This is a genomic window from Brevundimonas huaxiensis (assembly GCF_014218725.1).
Classification (GTDB): Bacteria; Pseudomonadota; Alphaproteobacteria; order Caulobacterales; family Caulobacteraceae; genus Brevundimonas; species Brevundimonas huaxiensis.
Genome location: NZ_JABBJE010000011.1, coordinates 21,738 through 39,990, shown reverse-complemented (window position 1 = coordinate 39,990; position 18,253 = coordinate 21,738). Strand labels below are relative to the sequence as shown.

Genomic DNA, 18,253 nt, shown 5'->3' with positions numbered 1-18,253 from the left:
GACCTTCACCCCCCCGCGGCCCCGCCGGCCAGCCCGTTTCCGAGCGAGGCGGCTCTATACGGAGAGGCTGATTTGTCAGCAAGCGGATTCTGACACGAAAGGAAGGTTTCTCGCAAAACCGGAATCGGCCAACGGCGCACGCGCCTCTCAGCCTGCAATATAGGTCCGCAAGCTCTCGGCCTCATGGGCGTGTTCGGCGATCTGGCATTTCACCACGTCGCCGATGGAAATGACGCCGACCAGACGATCCGCCTGCATGACCGGCAGATGCCGGATGCGCCGATCGGTCATGCGGGTCATCAAGGCCGACATCTCCTCGGCCGGTTCGGCATAGATCACGTTGGCCGTCATGTAGTCGGCGATCGGACGGTCCAGCGCATCGGCGCCATCGGCCGCCAGCGCCTTGACCACATCGCGTTCGGAGAACACGCCGACCACCCGGTCGCCGTCACAGACGACCAACGCTCCGACCCGCTTCTGCTCCAGTTCTTCGCACGCCCGCGTCACAGTCAGATCCGGCGCGATGGAGAAGACGGCGTTTCCCTTTGTCTTGAGGATTTCGGCGACGAACATCGCGGTCCCTTCTCTCTATAAGAGACGACCGCTGGGCCGGAATGGCGACAGGGCCGCTCAGGCAGCGATGATCGCTCAGCCCCCGTCCGGAATCAACGCGCCTCAGCGATCAGGCGCGGCCCCCGCCCCGAACATCCGCCCCAAGGGACCGATGGCCAGAAAGCCGACGAAGAACCCGACCGCGTGAGCCTCCCAGGCGATCCTGGCGCCCTCGGCGCCGGGCAGTCCGCTGATCATTCCGGTCACCGCGTTGACCGCCATCCAGGTGATGGCCGCGCCGACCACGCGGCGATCCCCCATCGGCAGCACCCTGCCCTGTCCGCCCAGCAGCCGTGTCGCGGCGCCGATCAGGCCGAAGACGGCGCCGGACGCGCCGACCATCGGCTCGCTGGATCCCCAATGGATCAGCCCATAGCCCAGCGACGCCAAGACGCCGCACGCCAGATAGAAGAGCAGAAAGACCGTCGGACCGATCCTAGTCCCGAACAGCCGCGCCACCGGCGTCCCGAACGCCAGCGCCGCCACCGCATTCATGATGGCGTGGGTCCAGCCGCCGTGCAGCAGCATGGCCGTCAGTAGCCCGCCCCACCGTCCCTGCTCCAGATCAATGGGCGCGAACGCCATGCTCATGCCCATGTCGGGCAGGTCGCGCTGGAAGAAGAAGAGCGTCGGCATCGACGCCGCGATCAGCAGCACGACCAGCGGCACGTTGAACATCGGCTCTCGCGCCGGGCGGCTGTTCGGCGGATCGAATCGACCGGATGCGTCTGACATGACGCCACAAATGCTCAGTGACCTGCGTCACATCAAGCGCTTCTTAATAACCTTAATGCAGGTTGGGGTGCGGATCACGCTCGTGGTCCGGCGTCCGTTTGTGCGCGAGGAACCCCGGAATGCCCGCCAAGAGGCTGTTTCTATCCACCGCCGTCATGGCCTTCGCCGCCGCTGCAAGCGTGCCGGCGATCGCGCAGTCGACGGGTTCGGGCGGCGCTGCGCGCTTCCAGCAGGGCTATGGCGGCGCGCGAACGGCCGCCAATACGGCCGCGACCGGCTATACGCGTGACGCCAACGGCAATCGGCTGATCGTCAACGGCATCATCCAGTCCGGCGCCTCGTCCTATTCCAGCCAGTCCGGCGGCGCGGCCTCGGCCTATGCCGGCGCAGGCGCGTCCAGCAACGGCGGCACGACCATCGGCGGCTCCACCGCCATCGGCAATCAGCTGAACGTGGTGGTCCAGGGCAGCCGCAACACCGTCATCGTCAACTCGACCCAGACCAACACCGGCGCCATCAACGCCGGTACGGCCCTGAACGGGAACATCAACCTGCCATGAGCCGCCGTCATCTCATCAAGGGGTCCGCCGCCGTCTCGGCCGTCGCCCTTCTGCTCGCCGGCTGCGTCAGCCCGGTCGCGGGTCCGTCGGGACAATATGCGACGCCGATCGGCAATGCGCCGGTGACCGCAAACCCCACGCCCTATTCCGCCGCGCTGTATTGCCTGGCCGACTACGCGCGTCGCTACAACCTGCCCTCGCCGCGCATGGCGGTGGGCCGGATCAGCGACTACACCGGCACGGTGTCGTCCGACGGCGGCCGCCAGATCACCGGCGGCGCCTCCCTGATGGCCAACTCGGCGCTGGCCAAGGCCGGCGCTCGCATCGTCGAACGCTACGACACCTCGGTGTCCGAGCTTGAGCTGCGCTACGCCAACAACAAGCTGATCGGCGACCAGGCTCCCGACGCCAAGGGGCCGGAGGACACCCAGTACCGCCGCATCCTGGCGGGTCAGGTTCCGGGTTCCGACTTCTATGTCGTCGGCGGCATCACCGAGGTGAACTACAACATCCGCTCCGGCGGCTTCGACATCGCCGGGGGCGAGGTCGACAGCAACCGCCCCGGCTCGGGCATCGTCAATCACCGCGTCTATGTGATGAACATCGCCATGGACCTGCGCCTGGTCCAGACGACCACGCTCGAGGTCGTCGATGTCGTCTCCTATCAGAAGCAGATCATCGGCCGCGAAATCTCGGCCGGCGTGTTCGACTTCCTGAACGGCAACGTCTTCGACATCTCGGCCGGCACGGGCGGGATGGAGCCGACGCAACTGGCCGTCCGCGCCCTGGTCGAACGGGCCACGGTCGAGTTCATGGCCAACCTCTATGGCGCGCCCGGCCCCGAAATCTGCCTGAACCCCGCCAACGACCCGCTCGGCGATTCCACGGTCGGCCCGACCGGCGGCTATTATCCGGCCTATCCCACTCAGGACACCAACAATGGCCAGACTCGCGCCGATCCGTCTCGTTGGCATGATGGCCGCGACGGCGACGTTCGCCGCACTCGCCACTGACGCGAGCGCCCAGCAGACGCCGGCCTGCGATCCGCAAGCCGGCGAAACCTGCTCCAGCACCCAGATCCAGACCGGCGACGTCACCGGCCTGGTGGACATCGACCTGTCCGTCGATCAGGTGACCGTCAGCAACAGCGCCCAAGGCAATGCGCTCGCGGGCGGGGTCACGGCCGCCTCCGCCGGCTTGGTCTCGCGCCAGTCGATGACCGGCGCCACGCTGGCCCGCAGCAATGTGGTCGCGAGCGGCGAGGCCGACGGCCAGCTCAGCGTCGATACGACCGCGCGCGGCAACTACCTGGGCGTCACCACCGATCGCGCGACCTTTGCCGTGGACTCCAGCCAGTCCGCGACCGGCGACCGGGTCGAGGCCGGAACCTATGTCCAGGCGCCGAATGGCCGCATACTGCAAGGCGGTTTCGCGACCAGCACCGCCGTCGCCAACACCGTCGCCCTGGGCGGCCCCTCGTCGTCCCTGACCGGCGTCATCGACCAGCGGGCCCAGACCACCGTCTTCGCCGAGACCGTCGCCGACATTCAATACATTCCGGCGCCCGCGACCTTCTCGTCCCAGGCCGTCGCCAATGCGGTCCAGACCAATACGACCGGCGCCTCGCACCAGGATCTGACCATTCGCCAATCGAACGCCGCCTCGACCACCGAGGCGCGCACCGACGTCTATGTGGACAACGGCTGGGACCTGACGGTCGGCGCCAACGCCGGGGCCAACCAGGCGATCACCGCCAACGCCGGCGGCTCCATGCTGATCCAGACGGACCAGGCCAACGCAGGCCGCGTCCGCGCCGACGCCCGCGTCCAGACCAATCTCCAGGGCCAGACGGTTCTGGCGGCCCGCAGCGTCGCCAACGAGACCGTCGCCGGCAATAACGACATCTATCTGAAGCTGGACAACACCCAGCTGAACACCGGCGGGGTCGAGGCCAACGCGACCTATGTCGGCGTCAACGGCTATGACGCCTATGTCGGCTCCGACGCGGTCGGCAATACGGTGACGGGCTATGCCTGTTCCCAGTGCGGCGGCGACGTCAACGTCAACAACACCCAGACCAACAGCGGCAATGTCACCGCGACCACCAACGCCACGGTTTCGTCCGGACGCACCGCCGTGGTCGGCGCCAACGCCGTCGGCAACAGCGCCAGCTTCTACATCAGCCGCCCCGGCGGCTGATCTGAACATGACAAGTCGGTAAGGTTCGCCAGCGCCGCTTGTGGCGAAGGCAAGCACACTTTACACATCCGGCATCGCGCCATCGGGGGTTGCGGTTTCGGAGTGATATCATGCGTTCTGCGCGTCATCTGCTGCTTGTCGCCGTCTCGGGACTGGCCCTGACCACCGGGGCTTTCGCCGCCCCTGCTCTCGCCCAGACCGCGCCGCCCGCTGCGGCCGCCGCCGGTCAGGTCGCGCCGTCAGCCCCCTGGGCTCAGGCCGCCAGCGACATCCCCGCCGATCCGGCCGTCCGTTACGGCCTGCTGCCCAACGGCATGCGCTACGCCCTGCTGCACAATGCGACGCCTCCGGGCCAGGCCTCCTTCCGTCTGCGCATCGACGCCGGCTCGCTGATGGAGCGCGACGACCAGAAGGGTCTGGCTCACTTCATGGAGCACATGGCCTTCAACGGCACCAAGGACGTGCCGGAAAATGAGATGCTGCGCATCCTCGAACGCCTGGGCCTAGCCTTCGGCGCCGACACCAACGCCTTCACCAGCTTCGACCAGACCGCCTACATGCTGGAGCTGCCCAACACCAAGGATGAGACGGTCGATCCCAGCCTTCACATCCTGCGCGAGATGATGTCGGCGGCCCTGATGGCGCCGGACGCCATCGATTCCGAGCGCGGCGTCATTGTCGGCGAGGAACGCACCCGCGACACCCCGCAACTGCGCGTGCTGAAGACCCAGCTCGGCCTTCTGGCCCCCGGTCAGCGTCTGTCGGAACGTCTGCCGATCGGCGACCTCGACATCATCCGCACCGCGCCGCGCCAGCGCTTCGTCGACTTCTACGACGCCTACTATCGCCCCTCGCGCGCCACCTTTATCGCCGTTGGCGACTTCGACGTGGATGCGATGGAGGCCAAGGTCCGCGCGGCCTTCGGCGACTGGAAGCCGACCGCCGCCGATGGTCCCGAGCCCGACCTGGGAACCGTCGCCCCGCGTCAACCGCAGACCAGCATCCTGGTCGAGCCGGGCATCCAGTCCTCCATCCAGATCAACTGGATCAAGGCCCCTGACCTCAGCCCCGACACGGCCGCCGAACGCGCCGCCGACGTCCGTCGCGGCCTGGGTCTGGCTGTGCTGAACCGTCGCCTGGGCGAGATCGCCCGCGCCGACAACCCGCCCTTCATCGGCGCCGGCGCCGGCTATCAGTCGCTATTCGACAGCCTGGACGCCGGCACCCTGTCGGTCGCCTTCAATCCCGGCGGCTGGCAGCGCGCGCTGGAAAGCGTCGAGCAGGAAAGCCGTCGCCTGGCCGAATACGGCGTCAGCGACGCCGAGCTTCAGCGCGAAATCGTCAACACCCGCACCGCACTTCAGAACGCCGTCGCCTCGGCTGCGACCCGTTCGACCTCGGCGCTGGCCAACGGCCTTCTGGGCGCCGTGAACGACGATCAGGTCTTCAGCTCGCCCCAGACCAACCTCGATCTGTTCAACAAGGCCGTCGAAGGCCTAACCGTCGACCAGGTCAATCAGGCGACCAAGGCGGTGTTCGAGGGCCAGGGCCCGCTGCTTCTGTTCAGCTCCCCCGTCCCGGTCGAGGGCGGCGAGGCCGCCGTCACCGCTGCGCTGGAGGCCTCGCGCAACACCCCGGTGCAAGCCCGCGCCGCCGAGGCCGAGTTGAAATGGCCTTATGACAATTTCGGCGCCCCGGCGGTCCCCGCCGCCCGTTCGGAAGTCGCAGACCTGGGCGCGACCCTGGTCCGCTTCCCGAACGGCACGCTGCTGAACATCAAGAAGACCGACTTCCGCGCCGATCAGATTCTGGTCAGCGCCCGCACCGGTCTTGGCGAAATGGGCCTGCCTGCCGACACCCTGTCGCCCCTGTCGATGGCCAGCACCGTCCTGGCGCCGGGCGGTCTGGGCAAGCTCAGCCTGGACGAAATGAACCGCGTCCTCAGCGGCCGCACCTACAGCGCCGCGGTCAATCAGGCCGGCGACGCCTATGTCTTCGCCGGCGCCACCAAGCCGGCCGATCTCCAGCTGGAGCTTCAGGTCCTGGCCGCCTACCTGACGGACCCCGGTCTGCGCGGCGCCTCGTTCGAACAGACCAAGGCCATGTTCCCGCAGATCCTGGCTCAGCTAGGCGCCACGCCGCGCGGCGTCTTCCAACGCGACGCCTCAGGCCTGCTGGCCAGCGGCGACGCGCGTGAGACGACCCCGACCGCCGAACAGATCGCCGCGATCCAGATCGACGACATCCGCTCGGGCGTTCGCTCAGCCCTGGCCCAGGGTCCGGTCGAGATCACGGTCGTCGGCGACGTCGACGTCGACGCGGTCATCGCCGCCGTCGGCTCGACCTTCGGCGCCCTGCCCTCGCGCGGTCAGGCGCCCACCCCGCCCGCCGGCTCGACGGTGCGCAAGTTCCCGGCCCCGACCGCCACGCCGGTTCAGCTGTATCACACCGGACCCGCCGAACAGGCGCTGGGCTTCGTCGCCTGGCCGACCACCGATCAGGTCGAAGATCGCAAGACCGCGCGTCAGCTGTCGATCCTGTCGGACGTTCTGCAACTGCGCCTGAACGACGAGATCCGCGAGAAACAGGGCCTGGCCTATTCGCCCAGCGCCGGCTCGACCACCTCGGACACCTATCCGGGCTACGGCTTCATCTCGGTGACCGCGGAAACCCCGCCGGCGGCCCTGCCCAAGCTGTTCGAGACTGTGGACGCCATCGCCGCGGACCTGCGTGACAATCCGATCAGCGAGGACGAACTGAACCGCGCCCGCCGCCCGGCGGTCGAACGCATCCGTCGCAGCATGGCCGACAACGGCTACTGGCTGACCCAGCTGTCGCAGGCCCAGAGCGATCCGGCGACGCTGGACCAGACCCGCAACCAGATCGCCACCTTGGAAGCCGTCACCGCCGCCGACCTTCAGGCCCTGGCGCGCCAGTATCTGAAGTCCGACAGCGCCTGGCGCGCCACCGTCACCGCTCAATCGGCGGCGCAATAACGCCCACGAAAAAGGCCCCGGTTCTCGCGAACCGGGGCCAGTCGTCAGGATCGTCGACGGAGAGCCGACGGTCGCCTTATCTTATCTCCCGCCTGATCGGCGGCTGAACGGGCGTATTTGGGTCCGGTTCAGAACACCCGGCCGCCGACGCCGCCGTCTAGGGTGATCACCCCGGTCAGCACGGTCGCGCTCTCGACCTGTTCCTCGCGGTATTCGGTATATTCCTCTTCGCGATACATCGTCAGGATCTTGATCCCGGCGCCGTAGCGACGCAGCAGCGAACGCTCGTTGCAATCCCGCTCGGGCTTCTCGGGCCGGCATTCCAGCTTGCCGCCCGTCCCATACCACAGCGCCTCATGCTTGCGGCAGGTCAGGGTCGTGCCGTGATCGAAGCTGATGTCGCCGTTATAGTCGGCGATGGTCGCCTGCAGCCAGGTGCCCGACAGGCAGCGATACAGCTCGCCCTCGAACCCTTCGGCGATCTCGCGATCCGGCCGCACCTGCGAGGCGGGGTGCGGCACCTGGCGGTCGTCGATGCAGACGGCCTGGATGACGACCCGCTTCATCATGCTGCGGAAGGCGCTGTAGGGGGTGCGCACGGTCTGAGCGATCACGCCCTCGACGGCCAGCCCCTGGATCGTGGTCGGATAGGGCTGATCGACGCTGACATAGGCCGCGCCGCCGCCCCCGCCGAAGCTGCCCGAAAAGCCGCCGGCGCGCGCATTGACATAGGACCGTGCGCCGGAGTTGGCGTTGGCTCCGGCGCCCGCGTTCGCATTGGCGCTCGCGCCAAGGTTCACGTTCACATTGACGTTGGTGTTGATGTTGCCGTTCCAGTTTCCACCGCCGCCGGGACCGCAGTTTCCGCCGCCGTTGCAGGGCGGCGGCTCAGGCGGAGGGGGCGGCTCGCACGAGGTGCAGGGCGGCGGCTGACAGCCGGACGTGCATTGCGCCAGCGCGGCTCCGGCGCCCGCCGAGACGACGAGACCGGCCGCCAGGCCCAGCATCCATTTCGTGATCCGCAGCCGCATCGGCGGGAACTCCCAAGCGAATATCGTGTCGGCCGAACAAGATTCCGGCCGATCCTCCCGTCACAAAACCGCAAAAGCCTTTCGTTTCCGTTGATACGGCGCGCGCTTCGGGATGGCGCAATGCCGCATCCGTCTGCTAGACCGCCCGCACAATGACCGTCCGCGTCTCCATTCGCCTGATTTCGATTAGCCGCCCGGCGTAGCGCTCCTGGGCCTCATGGCCCCGTGCACGCCGGGATCGAAAGCCCTCAGGCAGCGCGAAGCGCGATAGGGCGAAGAGAACAGCGACCTAATTTCAAGACGCCGAGACGACCAATGGCCGACGCCCCCGAACACACCACCGACACCCCCTCCGGTCGCGACTATCGCGACACCGTCTTCCTGCCCGAGACGCCCTTCCCCATGCGCGGCGGCCTGCCCCAGAAGGAGCCGGTCATCCTGGAACAGTGGGGCGACCTCTACGGGACCCTGCGCGCCGAGCGGCAGAAGCAGAATGCCCCCCTTTACGTTCTTCACGACGGCCCGCCCTACGCCAATGGCGACATCCACATCGGCCACGCCCTGAACAAGACGCTGAAGGACTTTGTGGTCCGTAGCCGGTTCCTCCTGGGTTACGACGTCGACTACGTTCCCGGCTGGGACTGCCACGGCCTGCCGATCGAGTGGAAGATCGAGGAGCAGTTCCGCGCCAAGGGCCGCCGCAAGGACGAGGTGTCCAAGGACGAGTTCCGCCGCGCCTGCCGCGAATACGCCGGCAAATACATCGACCTGCAAAAGGACCAATTCCACCGGCTGGGCATCGTCGGCGACTTCGCCAACCGCTACGCCACCATGGACTTCACCTCCGAAGCGGCCATCGTCGCCGAGTTCCACAAGTTCAAGAACTCGGGCCAGCTGTATCGCGGCTCCAAGCCCGTCATGTGGTCGCCGGTCGAGCGCACCGCCTTGGCCGACGCCGAGATCGAATATCACGACCACGTCAGTCCGACGATCTGGGTCAAGTTCCCGGTCACGGCCATGTCCGACGACCATCCCGACGACCTGCTGGCCTTCCGCACCAGCACCCCGTCCATCGTCATCTGGACGACCACGCCCTGGACCATACCGGCCAACCGCGCCATCTCCTACGGCCCCGAGATCGCCTATGGCCTGTATGAGGTCACGGCCATGGAGGAAGGCCTGGAGTTCGCGCCCTGGGCCAAGCCCGGCGACCGCCTGATCCTGGCCGACAAGCTGGCCGAGGACGTGTTCAAGGCCGCCAAGATCGCCGCCTGGACCCGCGTCTACGACATCAACCCCTCGGGCCTGGAGACCGCCCACCCGCTGGCCGCGCTCGACAGCGGCTATGGCTTCTCAGTGCCTCTACTGGCCGGCGACCACGTCACCGACGACGCCGGCACCGGCTTTGTCCACACCGCGCCCGGTCACGGCGCCGACGACTTCGAGGTCTGGAAGGCCCACGGTCATCACGAGGTGCCCGACACCGTCGATCCCGACGGCGCCTACTACCCCGGCGTCCCGCTGTTCGCGGGCCTGAAGGTGCTGGAGACCGAAGGCAAGAAGACCGGCAAGTTCGGTCCCGCCAATGGCGCGGTGATGGAAAAGCTGATCGAGGCCGGCAATCTGCTGGCGCGCGGGCGGCTGGAGCATTCCTATCCGCACTCCTGGCGTTCCAAGGCGCCGATCATCTTCCGCAACACCCCGCAGTGGTTCATCCGCATGGATCAGCCGCTGAAGAGCGGCGACACCCTGCGTGAGACGGCGCTGAACGCCATCGACGCCACCGCCTTCCATCCGGTCGCCGGCAAGAATCGCATCCGCTCGATGGTCGAGGGTCGTCCCGACTGGCTGGTCAGCCGCCAGCGCGCCTGGGGCACGCCGCTCGCCATGTTCATCGACAAACAGACGGGCCAGCCCCTGCATGATCCCGAGGTCGACGCTCGCATCGTCGCGGCCGTCGCCGAACACGGGGCCGACATCTGGTTCACCGCGCCCGACAGCGATTTCCTGGGCGCCCACGACCCGGCCCGCTACGAAAAGGTCGAGGACATTCTGGACGTCTGGTTCGACTCCGGTTCGACCCACGCCTTCACGCTCGACCCGCGCCTGCCGGAAAACGGCTACGCCGGCGACCGTCCCGCCCACTGGCCGGCCGACCTCTATCTGGAAGGCTCCGACCAGCACCGCGGCTGGTTCCAGTCGTCCCTGCTGGAAGGCTGCGGCACGCGCGGCCGCGCCCCGTTCAAGGCGGTCCTGACCCACGGCTTCACCCTCGACGAGAAGGGGGAGAAGATGTCCAAGTCCAAGGGTAACACCACCGACCCTCTGACCATCATCAAGGAGTCGGGCGCCGACATCCTGCGTCTGTGGGTGGCCCTGGTCGACTATTCGGACGACCAGCGGATCGGCAAACAGATCCTGCAGACCACGGTCGACGCCTATCGCAAGCTCAGGAACACCGTGCGCTATCTGCTGGGCGCCCTGGCCGATTTCGACGAGGCCGAACGCCTGCCGCTGGACCAGATGCCGCCGCTGGAGCGGTTCGTCCTGCACCGCCTGCATGAGCTCGACGCCCAGGTCCGCGCCGCCTACGCCGAATACCGCTTCCAGGACGTCGTCCGTCCGGTGCTGGAGTTCTGCGCTGGCGACCTGTCGGCCCTGTATTTCGACATCCGCAAGGACGCCCTCTACTGCGACCGTCCCGACGCCTTGCGTCGCCGCGCCGCCCGCACGGTGATGGACGAGGTCTTCATACGCCTGACCGCCTGGCTGGCCCCGCTGACGCCCTTCACGATGGAAGAGGCCTGGACCACCCGCTTCCCGGACGCCGACTCCAACTGCGCCCGCGTGATCCCCGACACCCCGGCGGAATGGAGCAATCCGGCCGAGGCCGAGCGTTGGGCGGCGATCAATACACTCCTCGAAGTGGTCAATGAATCGCTCGAAGCCGCCCGCCGCGAGAAGCTGATCGGCGGCGCCCTGGACGCGTGGCCGACCGTCACCGCCCCGGCCTCAGCCTTCGCCCCGTTCGAAGGCCTCGACGCGGCCGAAATCTTCCGCACCTCAGGCGCCGATCTTGTCGAAGGCGAGACCATTTCGGTCACGGTTGCTGTCGCCGACCACCCCAAATGCGCCCGCTCCTGGCGCCGCGTCCCCGACGTCGGCTCCGACCCCGCCTACCCCGACCTCTCGGCCCGCGACGCCGATGCGGTTCGTTACTGGGACCAGACGCACGCCTGACCACAACACTGTCTCCTCCCCGCTTAGCGGGGAGGGGGACCGCGAAGCGGTGGAGGGTTCTAGACGCCGCTTGAGCGCCTGCGATGCGGGAAGAGCCCCTCCGTCTCTCCGCAGCGCTTCGAGCCACCTCCCCATTTCATGGGGAGGAGACGATGCTCAGCCATCGCAATGCCGCTGGTCCATCCGCAGCGATTTCAACCGCTTGCCGATTTATGTCCCCCGTCTCCCATCCACGGGGTCAAACGGCCGCATAATACCGCCGTCTCGTCGTATGGAGGGCTCGCCTGGCCTGCGACCTTGCGGCGGCGAGAGCGGAGGGAACGGGGGCGATGGTGAGATCCCATCGCGGCGCCGGGGCTGATCAGTCGGGGAATCGCCCCGGCGTTCGCAGCCGCGTCGCAGGGTCGAGGGGGATACTCGGCCGCACCGGGGATCGGGGATCGCTGCTCCGACCCGCCCGTCGCAGGCTTATGGGGTTAGGCGATAAGACCGCCACCGCTCGGCGCCCCGAGCTTGCAGGCCAACCTTCCGCGCGGAGCGTCATACCTTTCGTCGAAACGGTAACTACAAACTCACACTCCGGGCGAAGGCCCGGCGCTCCGCCCAGCCCTCCGAACTTCGCAGGCCGAACGCCGCGAAGACAAAGCCGTTTTCCGTCCCGCGCGACACTGCGTCATCTTGTCAAACCGCCCCTCGCGCCCCAACTGCAAAGCCTACCCAAATCCCACCTTCGCTCGCGACAGGAGCCCTGATGCCGCATGCCGACAGCCTGATTCTCACCCTGGTCGGGGGCTTTGTCCTCGCCTTCGTGTTCGGCATGCTGGCGCATCGGCTGAAACTGTCGCCCCTGGTGGGCTATCTGGTCGCGGGCGTGATCGTCGGCCCCTATACGGGCGGCTTCGTCGCCGACACCGAACTGGCCCCGCAACTGGCCGAGATCGGCGTCATCCTGCTGATGTTCGGCGTCGGCCTGCACTTTTCGCCCAAGGACCTGATGCAGGTGCGAAAGGTCGCCATTCCCGGCGCCCTGGTTCAGATCGGCGTCGCCACCGTGCTGGGCTGGGGGCTCGGCCGGTTCGTGCTGGGCCTGGGCGATGTAGAGGCCTTGCTGATGGGCTTCGCCCTTTCCGTCGCCTCGACCGTCGTCCTGCTGCGCGCGCTTGAGGAGCGCAAACAGGTCAAGGGCGAGATCGGCCGCATCGCCGTCGGCTGGCTGATCGTCGAGGATCTGGTCATCGTCATCGCCCTGGTCATGCTGCCCATGGTGTTGGTTCCGGCCGGAACCCAGACGGACTTTGCGGCACTGGGAACCGACGTCGGCCTGACCCTGCTCAAGGTCGTGCTGTTCGTCGTCGGCATGCTGGTCGTCGGCGGAAAGGTCATTCCCTGGCTGCTGATCCGCATCGCCCACACCAAGTCGCGCGAACTCTTCACCCTGGGCGTCCTCGCCATCGCCCTGGGCATCGCCTGGCTGGCCTATTTCCTGTTCCACTCCTTCGCGCTGGGCGCCTTCCTGGCCGGCCTGGTCATGAACGCCTCGCCCCTGGGTCACAATGCGGCCGAGCGGTCCCTGCCGCTGCGCGACGCCTTCGCCGTGCTGTTCTTCGTTTCGGTCGGCATGCTGTTCGACCCGATGATCGTGGTGCGCCAGCCGTGGGCGGTCCTGGGCGTGCTGGGCATCGTCATCGTGGGCAAGTCGGTCGCGGCCCTGGTCATCACCCAGACCTTCAAACTGGATCGGCCGACCGGTTTCACCGTCGCCGCGTCCCTGGCCCAGATCGGCGAGTTCTCTTTCATCCTGGCCGCGCTCGGCGTGTCTCTGGGCGCCATGAGCCGCGAGACCCACGATCTGATCCTGGCCGCCGCCCTGCTGTCGATCTCGCTGAACCCCTTCGTCTTCCTGTTCACCGACCGGATGGGCGGCAAGGCGAAGCCGCCCGCAGCCGGCGCGATCCGACCCGCAGCCGGGGACGGTCCGATCACGGATGCGGTCGCGGCGCCCTGAGCCCCTTTCCGCGCCGCCCGCCGCCCGCTATCGTCTGCTCATGGACAAAATCGCCGCAGATCAGGCCGTTCTTCATTATGGCGACGGCGAGTTCGCCGTCTTGAAGCCCGGCCGCTTCGTGCGCTGCGCCGTCACGGACAAACCGATTCCGCTCGAAGTCCTCCGCTACTGGAGCCCGACCCGCCAGCAGCCTTACTACGGTCCCGCCGAATTCATCGCGTCGATGCAAGCCGCCACATGATCCCGTCGCGCCGCGCCCTGCTGACCGGCGCGGGCGCCAGTTTGATCGCCGCGCCGCTGATGGCTGAAGACCGCAACGCCCTGCCGCTGAACCTGAACGGCGCCTAGCGTCAGGGCGGCTATGCCTTCGGTCGCACCGCGCCGCGCGCCCTGATCTTCATCGACGGCGAGGCTCTGACCACCGCCTCGGCCGCCGGCCTCTTCGTGATCGGCTTCGACCGCGACGCCGGTCCGACCACCCAAATCGAGGCCCGGTCCGGCGACCGGTCCGCCCGCCGCACGCTTGACATCGCCCCCTACGCCTTCCCCTCGACCAGCGTGAACGGCCTGCCGCCCTCGACCGTCGAGCCCAGCGATCCCGCTCTGCTGGCCCGCATCCAGCAGGAGATCGCGCTGAAGACGGAGGGCTTCGCCAGCCGCATCGACGCCGACGACTTCAAGGACGGGTTCGTCTGGCCGCTGGAGAGCTACCGGGTCTCTAGCGCCTGGGGCGCCCAGCGCGTCCTGAATGGCACGCCCGCCCGGCCGCATTACGGCATCGACTTGGCCGCCCCCCAGGGCAGCGTGATCCTCGCCCCCGCCGACGGCCGCATCGCCTTCGTCCGTCCGGACATGCATTTCGAGGGCGGCCTGACCCTGATCGACCACGGTCAGGGCCTGATCAGCTGCTATCTGCACCAGTCGCGGCTGGATGTGGCGCTGGGTCAGCGCGTCCGGCGCGGCGATGCGCTGGGCCGCGTCGGCATGACCGGCCGCGCCACCGGCCCCCACCTGTGCTGGCGCATGAAATGGCGCGATCGCAACCTGGATCCGTCACTCATGATCGGGGCGCGTGTTCCAGAAAGTCTAGCCTGATCAAAGGCTCCTCTTGCGAGACTACGCATATCCTCTTAGCCTCGTTCAAAGATCTGGCGGGGCCCGATGTTCTCTCTGAAATCGCTGAACGTCCTGCTGGTGGACGACAATCAGAATATGCGCGCCATCGCTGCCGCCGTGCTGCATTCGGCCGACATCCGCAACGTCTATGAGGCGGCTGAGGGCGCGACCGCCTTCGACCTGCTGCGTCGCCACGCGATCGATCTGGCCATCGTCGATTTCAACATGTTCCCGCTGGACGGGGTCGAGTTCACGCGCCTGGTCCGCACCAGCCCCGACAGCCCCAATCCGTTTCTGCCGATCATCATGATGACCGGCCATTCCGAACGCAGCCGCGTCTACGAGGCCCGCGACGCCGGGGTGACCGAGTTCATCGTCAAGCCGATCACCGCCAAGGCCGTGCTGGATCGGCTGAACGCCGTCATCATGCGGCCCCGCCCCTTCATCAAGGCCGATGGCTATATCGGCCCCTGCCGTCGCCGCCGCGATACGCCCGACTACGCCGGGCCTCACCGTCGAGGATCGGACGCCTCGCGGTCCAACGCCGCATAGACCTTGTCCGGCCAACGCTTGTGGACCCAGAACCAGTCCACGGGATGCTCTTTCACCCGGTCCTCGACGAAGCGATTGGCGGCCTGGATGCCGGCCAGCGTATCGGCCGCCTTGTCCTCGCTTTGATTGACCACGATCGGCTCGTGCGCCGTCACCCGGAACCGCACGCCCGGCAGGCGCACCACCGACAGCGGCAGCATGACCGTGTCGAACTTCAACGCCAGCCTCGCCGCCCCCGGCGAGGCGTTCACCGGCTGGCCGAAGAACTCCACCTCTGGCCCCTGATTGTATTTCTGATCCACCAGCAGGGCGATGGAATCGCCGCGCTTCATCCCCGCCATCAGTTCGCGCGTCCCGTCGCCCTTGGGCGCGAACAGGCGGATGCCGTAACGCTCCCGGCTCTGGCGGATCAAGGCGTCGACGTACGGATTATTGGCGGCGCGATAGGTCACCTGACACGGTACGCCCGAGGCCATGATCACCGCCGCCATCACCTCGAAGTTGGCCAGATGGCCTGAGATCAAAACGGCCGGCTTGCCGCTGTCGCGCAGGGCGTGCAGCCGCTCCATCCCGACCACCTCGACCCGCCCGCCCTCGGGCGTCAGATGATCCATGACCGCCAACTCGGCGAAGGTCCGGCCCGTCTGGGCCCACTGGGCCAACGCCAGCGCCTGACGCTCCGCCTCGCCCATTTCGGGAAAGGCGATGCGGAGGTTTCGCATCACCGTCTTCTGCGTGCCGGTCAGCGGACCCAGGGTGCGCAGCAGCCAGCCGCCCAACCCCGACGCCCGCTCGACGCCCAGCAGGCGCAGAAAGTCGAACAGCGCCTGAAAGCCGAAGGCCTCCAGGCGCCATGCGAAATCCTGTCGCCAATCGCTACTCTTACCAGGCAATCGTCAATCCACCGTCCACCACAAGGGTCTGGCCGGTCACATAGGCCGACGCAGGGCTGCACAGATAGACCGCCGTGCCCGCGATTTCATCGGGCTGGCCGATCCTTTTCAGCGGCGCCGGCTCAGTGACCTGTTTCAGCAGCTCCGGATTCTCCCACAGATATTTGGCGAAATCGGTCTGAACCAGCCCGGGCGCGATGCAGTTGACCCGTACGTTCGACGGCCCCCACTCCACCGCCAGATTGCGCACCAGCTGCATGTCCGCCGCCTTGGAGATATTGTAGGCGCCGATCAGCGCGTTGCCGCGAAGCCCGCCGATGGACGAGATCACCAGGATCGCCCCGTCCTTGCGCTCCACCATCTGCGGCGCGACCATCTGGATCAGCCAGTGGTTCGAGATGACGTTATTCTGCAGGATCTTTTCGAACTGGTCGTCGGCGATGCCCGCCATCGGCCCGGCGTAGGGATTGGTCGCGGCGTTGCAGACCAGGATGTCGATCTGGCCGAAGGCGGCGTTGGTCTCGTCGACCAGCCGCTGCAAATCCTCCTTCGAGGCGATGTTGGCCGGCACCGCGATGGCCCGACCCTCGCCATACTTGCCGTTGATCTCGGCGGCGACCTCGTCGCACGGCCCGGCCTTGCGCGACGAGATGACGACCTTGGCGCCATGTTCGGCCAGCCGCTCGGCGATTGCCTTGCCGATTCCCCGCGATGAGCCGGTGATGATTGCGACCTTGCCGGTCAGATCGAACAGTTCCATTGCGTTTCCCGTAGGTTTGGCGGGGATATTTGCAGCCCCGCTCTAGCCGAATGACATTGATAGCCTGATACTCAGGCGATTCCATCCGGGAGTGGCCGACCGCCAGCCGATGCGCAACGTAACAACGGGCTTTCTCTACTTCGCCTATCTGTTCCTCGGCATGACCGTGGGCGCCTTCCTGTGGCGCGCGGGCCTGGGGATCGGCGCAGGCGTGGCCGGAACGCTCGGCGCACTGGGTCTGCTGGGCGCCTTCCACGGCATCGTCACCGGCATCGCCGAGCGCCGCGTCCTGAAGAAGGAAATCGGCCAGGTCCGCGAGGCCCACCGCCTGCTCGCCGATGCGATGGAATCGACCCAGGGCGCCCTGACCGAATTGGCGCACGCCATCGAGACCGGCGTCCTGTCCGACACCGACGCCCTGACCGGCGAGGTCCGTATGCTGGAATCGCTGGTCCAGCAGATGAGCGAAAGCATCGACGAACGCCTGGCCGCCGCGCCGCATATCGGCGTCGAGACTTTCGAGGGTCGCCGCATGGCCCAGTCGAACGTCCTGCTGCGCACCATTCACGAAGCGCTCAGCGAAGGGCGTGTCGATCTGTATCTTCAGCCGGTCGTCTCCCTGCCCCAACGCCGGACGATCTTCTACGAGAGCTTCACCCGGCTGCGCGACGCCACCGACCGCGTCATGATGCCGGCCGAATATCTGTCCCTGGCCGAGGGCGAGGGCCTGGTGCCGGCGATCGACAATCTGCTGCTGTTCCGCTGCGCTCAGATCGTGCGTCGGCTGGCGCGTCAGGATCGCAAGGTCGGCGTCTTCTGCAACGTGGCCCTGACCTCGCTGGGCGACGAGACCTTCTTCCCGCAGTTCCTGGACTTCCTCAGCGAGAACCGCGACCTGAACCAGGCGCTGATCTTCGAACTGGGTCAGGCCACCTTCGACGCCCGCGGCGCCATCGAGGCGCGCAACATGGCCAAGCTGGCCGACCTGGGCTTCCGCTTCTCGCTGGACAAGGTGCAGACGCTGGATCTCGACTTCGCCGATCTGCAGCGCTCGGACGTCAAGTTCATCAAGGTCGCGGCCGACCTGATGATCGAACAACTGCTGGACCTGGACGGCGGCGCGCCTTTGCGCTCCATGCCCGACATCCAGGCCGCCGATTTCGCCGCCCTGACCCGTCGCTACGGCGTCGAGGTTATCGCCGAAAAGGTCGAGAACGAACGCCAGGTCGTCGACATCCTCGAACTGGACGTCGGCATGGGCCAGGGTCACCTGTTCGGCGAACCCCGCGCCATCAAGGAGCAGGTGTTGGCCGAGACCGACCCCCCGGCCGAGTTCCTGCGTTCCACCCTGCGCAGCGCCGAGCAGCGCAGGCGCTACTAGAGCCACTGTCCCGTCTCCTCCCCCGCTTTGCGGGGAGGTGGCGCGGCGCCCCTTCGCGCCGCGACGGCGGGGTTCTTCCCCCACAACAGGCGTCGAGCCAGTTTCAAGAACCCCTCCACCGCTTCGCGGTCCCCCTCCCCATTTCATGGGGAGGAGACTTTCGCCTCTGCGTC

The 18,253-nt window shown here is 67.2% G+C and carries 15 protein-coding genes; 10 read left to right on the top strand and 5 right to left on the bottom strand.

Annotated features, from left to right (window positions below; translation table 11 throughout):
* Positions 1–147: 147 nt before the first annotated feature.
* Together HF680_RS15105 and HF680_RS15100 are read right to left on the bottom strand one after the other, a co-directional pair.
* Positions 148–573, bottom strand: coding sequence for a CBS domain-containing protein (locus HF680_RS15105; RefSeq protein WP_185225629.1), 426 nt, complete (start codon positions 571–573; stop codon positions 148–150).
* A gap of 102 nt (positions 574–675) precedes the next feature.
* Positions 676–1,347, bottom strand: coding sequence for a rhomboid family intramembrane serine protease (locus HF680_RS15100; protein WP_205196322.1), 672 nt, complete (start codon positions 1,345–1,347; stop codon positions 676–678).
* Between the two features lie 119 nt (positions 1,348–1,466).
* On the opposite strand from HF680_RS15100, the gene hfaA reads away from it, so the two are divergent.
* From hfaA to HF680_RS15080, 4 genes are all read left to right on the top strand, one after another.
* On the top strand, positions 1,467–1,907 hold the full coding sequence (gene hfaA / locus HF680_RS15095; protein ID WP_045811132.1) for a holdfast anchoring protein HfaA: 441 nt from the start codon (positions 1,467–1,469) through the stop codon (positions 1,905–1,907).
* Positions 1,904–2,920 (top strand): holdfast anchoring protein HfaB, encoded by a 1,017-nt coding sequence (hfaB, locus tag HF680_RS15090; RefSeq protein WP_039247049.1) that lies wholly within the window; start codon positions 1,904–1,906, stop codon positions 2,918–2,920. The genes hfaA and hfaB overlap by 4 nt, the downstream gene beginning before the upstream one ends.
* Positions 2,847–4,106 (top strand): holdfast anchor protein HfaD, encoded by a 1,260-nt coding sequence (hfaD, locus tag HF680_RS15085; protein WP_235969005.1) that lies wholly within the window; start codon positions 2,847–2,849, stop codon positions 4,104–4,106. Before hfaB ends, hfaD begins: the two co-directional genes overlap by 74 nt.
* 110 nt (positions 4,107–4,216) lie before the next feature.
* Positions 4,217–7,102 carry a M16 family metallopeptidase gene (locus tag HF680_RS15080; protein WP_185225628.1) on the top strand — a complete coding sequence of 962 codons (2,886 nt, stop codon included), beginning with the start codon at positions 4,217–4,219 and terminating at the stop codon, positions 7,100–7,102.
* A gap of 128 nt (positions 7,103–7,230) precedes the next feature.
* Here the strand turns inward: HF680_RS15080 and HF680_RS15075 are convergent, their stop codons facing one another.
* A complete protein-coding gene (locus HF680_RS15075; RefSeq protein ID WP_185225627.1) occupies positions 7,231–8,133 on the bottom strand; it encodes a hypothetical protein in 903 nt (300 codons plus the stop codon).
* Between the two features lie 315 nt (positions 8,134–8,448).
* Here HF680_RS15075 and ileS point away from each other — a divergent pair, with 315 nt between their 5' ends.
* The 5 genes from ileS (at position 8,449) to HF680_RS15050 (ending at position 15,046) form a co-directional block, all read left to right on the top strand.
* On the top strand, positions 8,449–11,373 hold the full coding sequence (gene ileS, locus HF680_RS15070; RefSeq protein ID WP_185225626.1) for an isoleucine--tRNA ligase: 2,925 nt from the start codon (positions 8,449–8,451) through the stop codon (positions 11,371–11,373).
* Between the two features lie 751 nt (positions 11,374–12,124).
* A complete protein-coding gene (locus HF680_RS15065) occupies positions 12,125–13,378 on the top strand; it encodes a cation:proton antiporter domain-containing protein (protein ID WP_185225625.1) in 1,254 nt (417 codons plus the stop codon).
* A 40-nt stretch (positions 13,379–13,418) separates the two neighbouring features.
* The gene (locus HF680_RS15060; protein WP_185225624.1) at positions 13,419–13,619 is read left to right on the top strand and encodes a DUF2093 domain-containing protein; all 201 of its coding nucleotides are present in this window, start codon (positions 13,419–13,421) and stop codon (positions 13,617–13,619) included.
* Positions 13,620–13,822: 203 nt separating this feature from the next.
* Positions 13,823–14,473 carry a M23 family metallopeptidase gene (locus HF680_RS15055; RefSeq protein WP_317134086.1) on the top strand — a complete coding sequence of 217 codons (651 nt, stop codon included), beginning with the start codon at positions 13,823–13,825 and terminating at the stop codon, positions 14,471–14,473.
* Between the two features lie 66 nt (positions 14,474–14,539).
* Positions 14,540–15,046 carry a response regulator gene (locus HF680_RS15050; protein WP_184280302.1) on the top strand — a complete coding sequence of 169 codons (507 nt, stop codon included), beginning with the start codon at positions 14,540–14,542 and terminating at the stop codon, positions 15,044–15,046.
* Here the strand turns inward: HF680_RS15050 and HF680_RS15045 are convergent.
* Together HF680_RS15045 and HF680_RS15040 are read right to left on the bottom strand one after the other, a co-directional pair.
* On the bottom strand, positions 15,004–15,939 hold the full coding sequence (locus HF680_RS15045; RefSeq protein ID WP_185225623.1) for a lysophospholipid acyltransferase family protein: 936 nt from the start codon (positions 15,937–15,939) through the stop codon (positions 15,004–15,006). The genes HF680_RS15050 and HF680_RS15045 overlap by 43 nt on opposite strands.
* Complete coding sequence (locus HF680_RS15040; protein ID WP_055805552.1) at positions 15,929–16,699, bottom strand: SDR family NAD(P)-dependent oxidoreductase; 771 nt, start codon at positions 16,697–16,699, stop codon at positions 15,929–15,931. Before HF680_RS15040 ends, HF680_RS15045 begins: the two co-directional genes overlap by 11 nt.
* A 109-nt stretch (positions 16,700–16,808) precedes the next feature.
* Here HF680_RS15040 and tipF point away from each other — a divergent pair, with 109 nt between their 5' ends.
* Complete coding sequence (gene tipF, locus HF680_RS15035) at positions 16,809–18,080, top strand: flagella assembly cyclic-di-GMP phosphodiesterase TipF (protein WP_026108661.1); 1,272 nt, start codon at positions 16,809–16,811, stop codon at positions 18,078–18,080.
* The last annotated feature ends 173 nt before the right edge of the window (positions 18,081–18,253 follow it).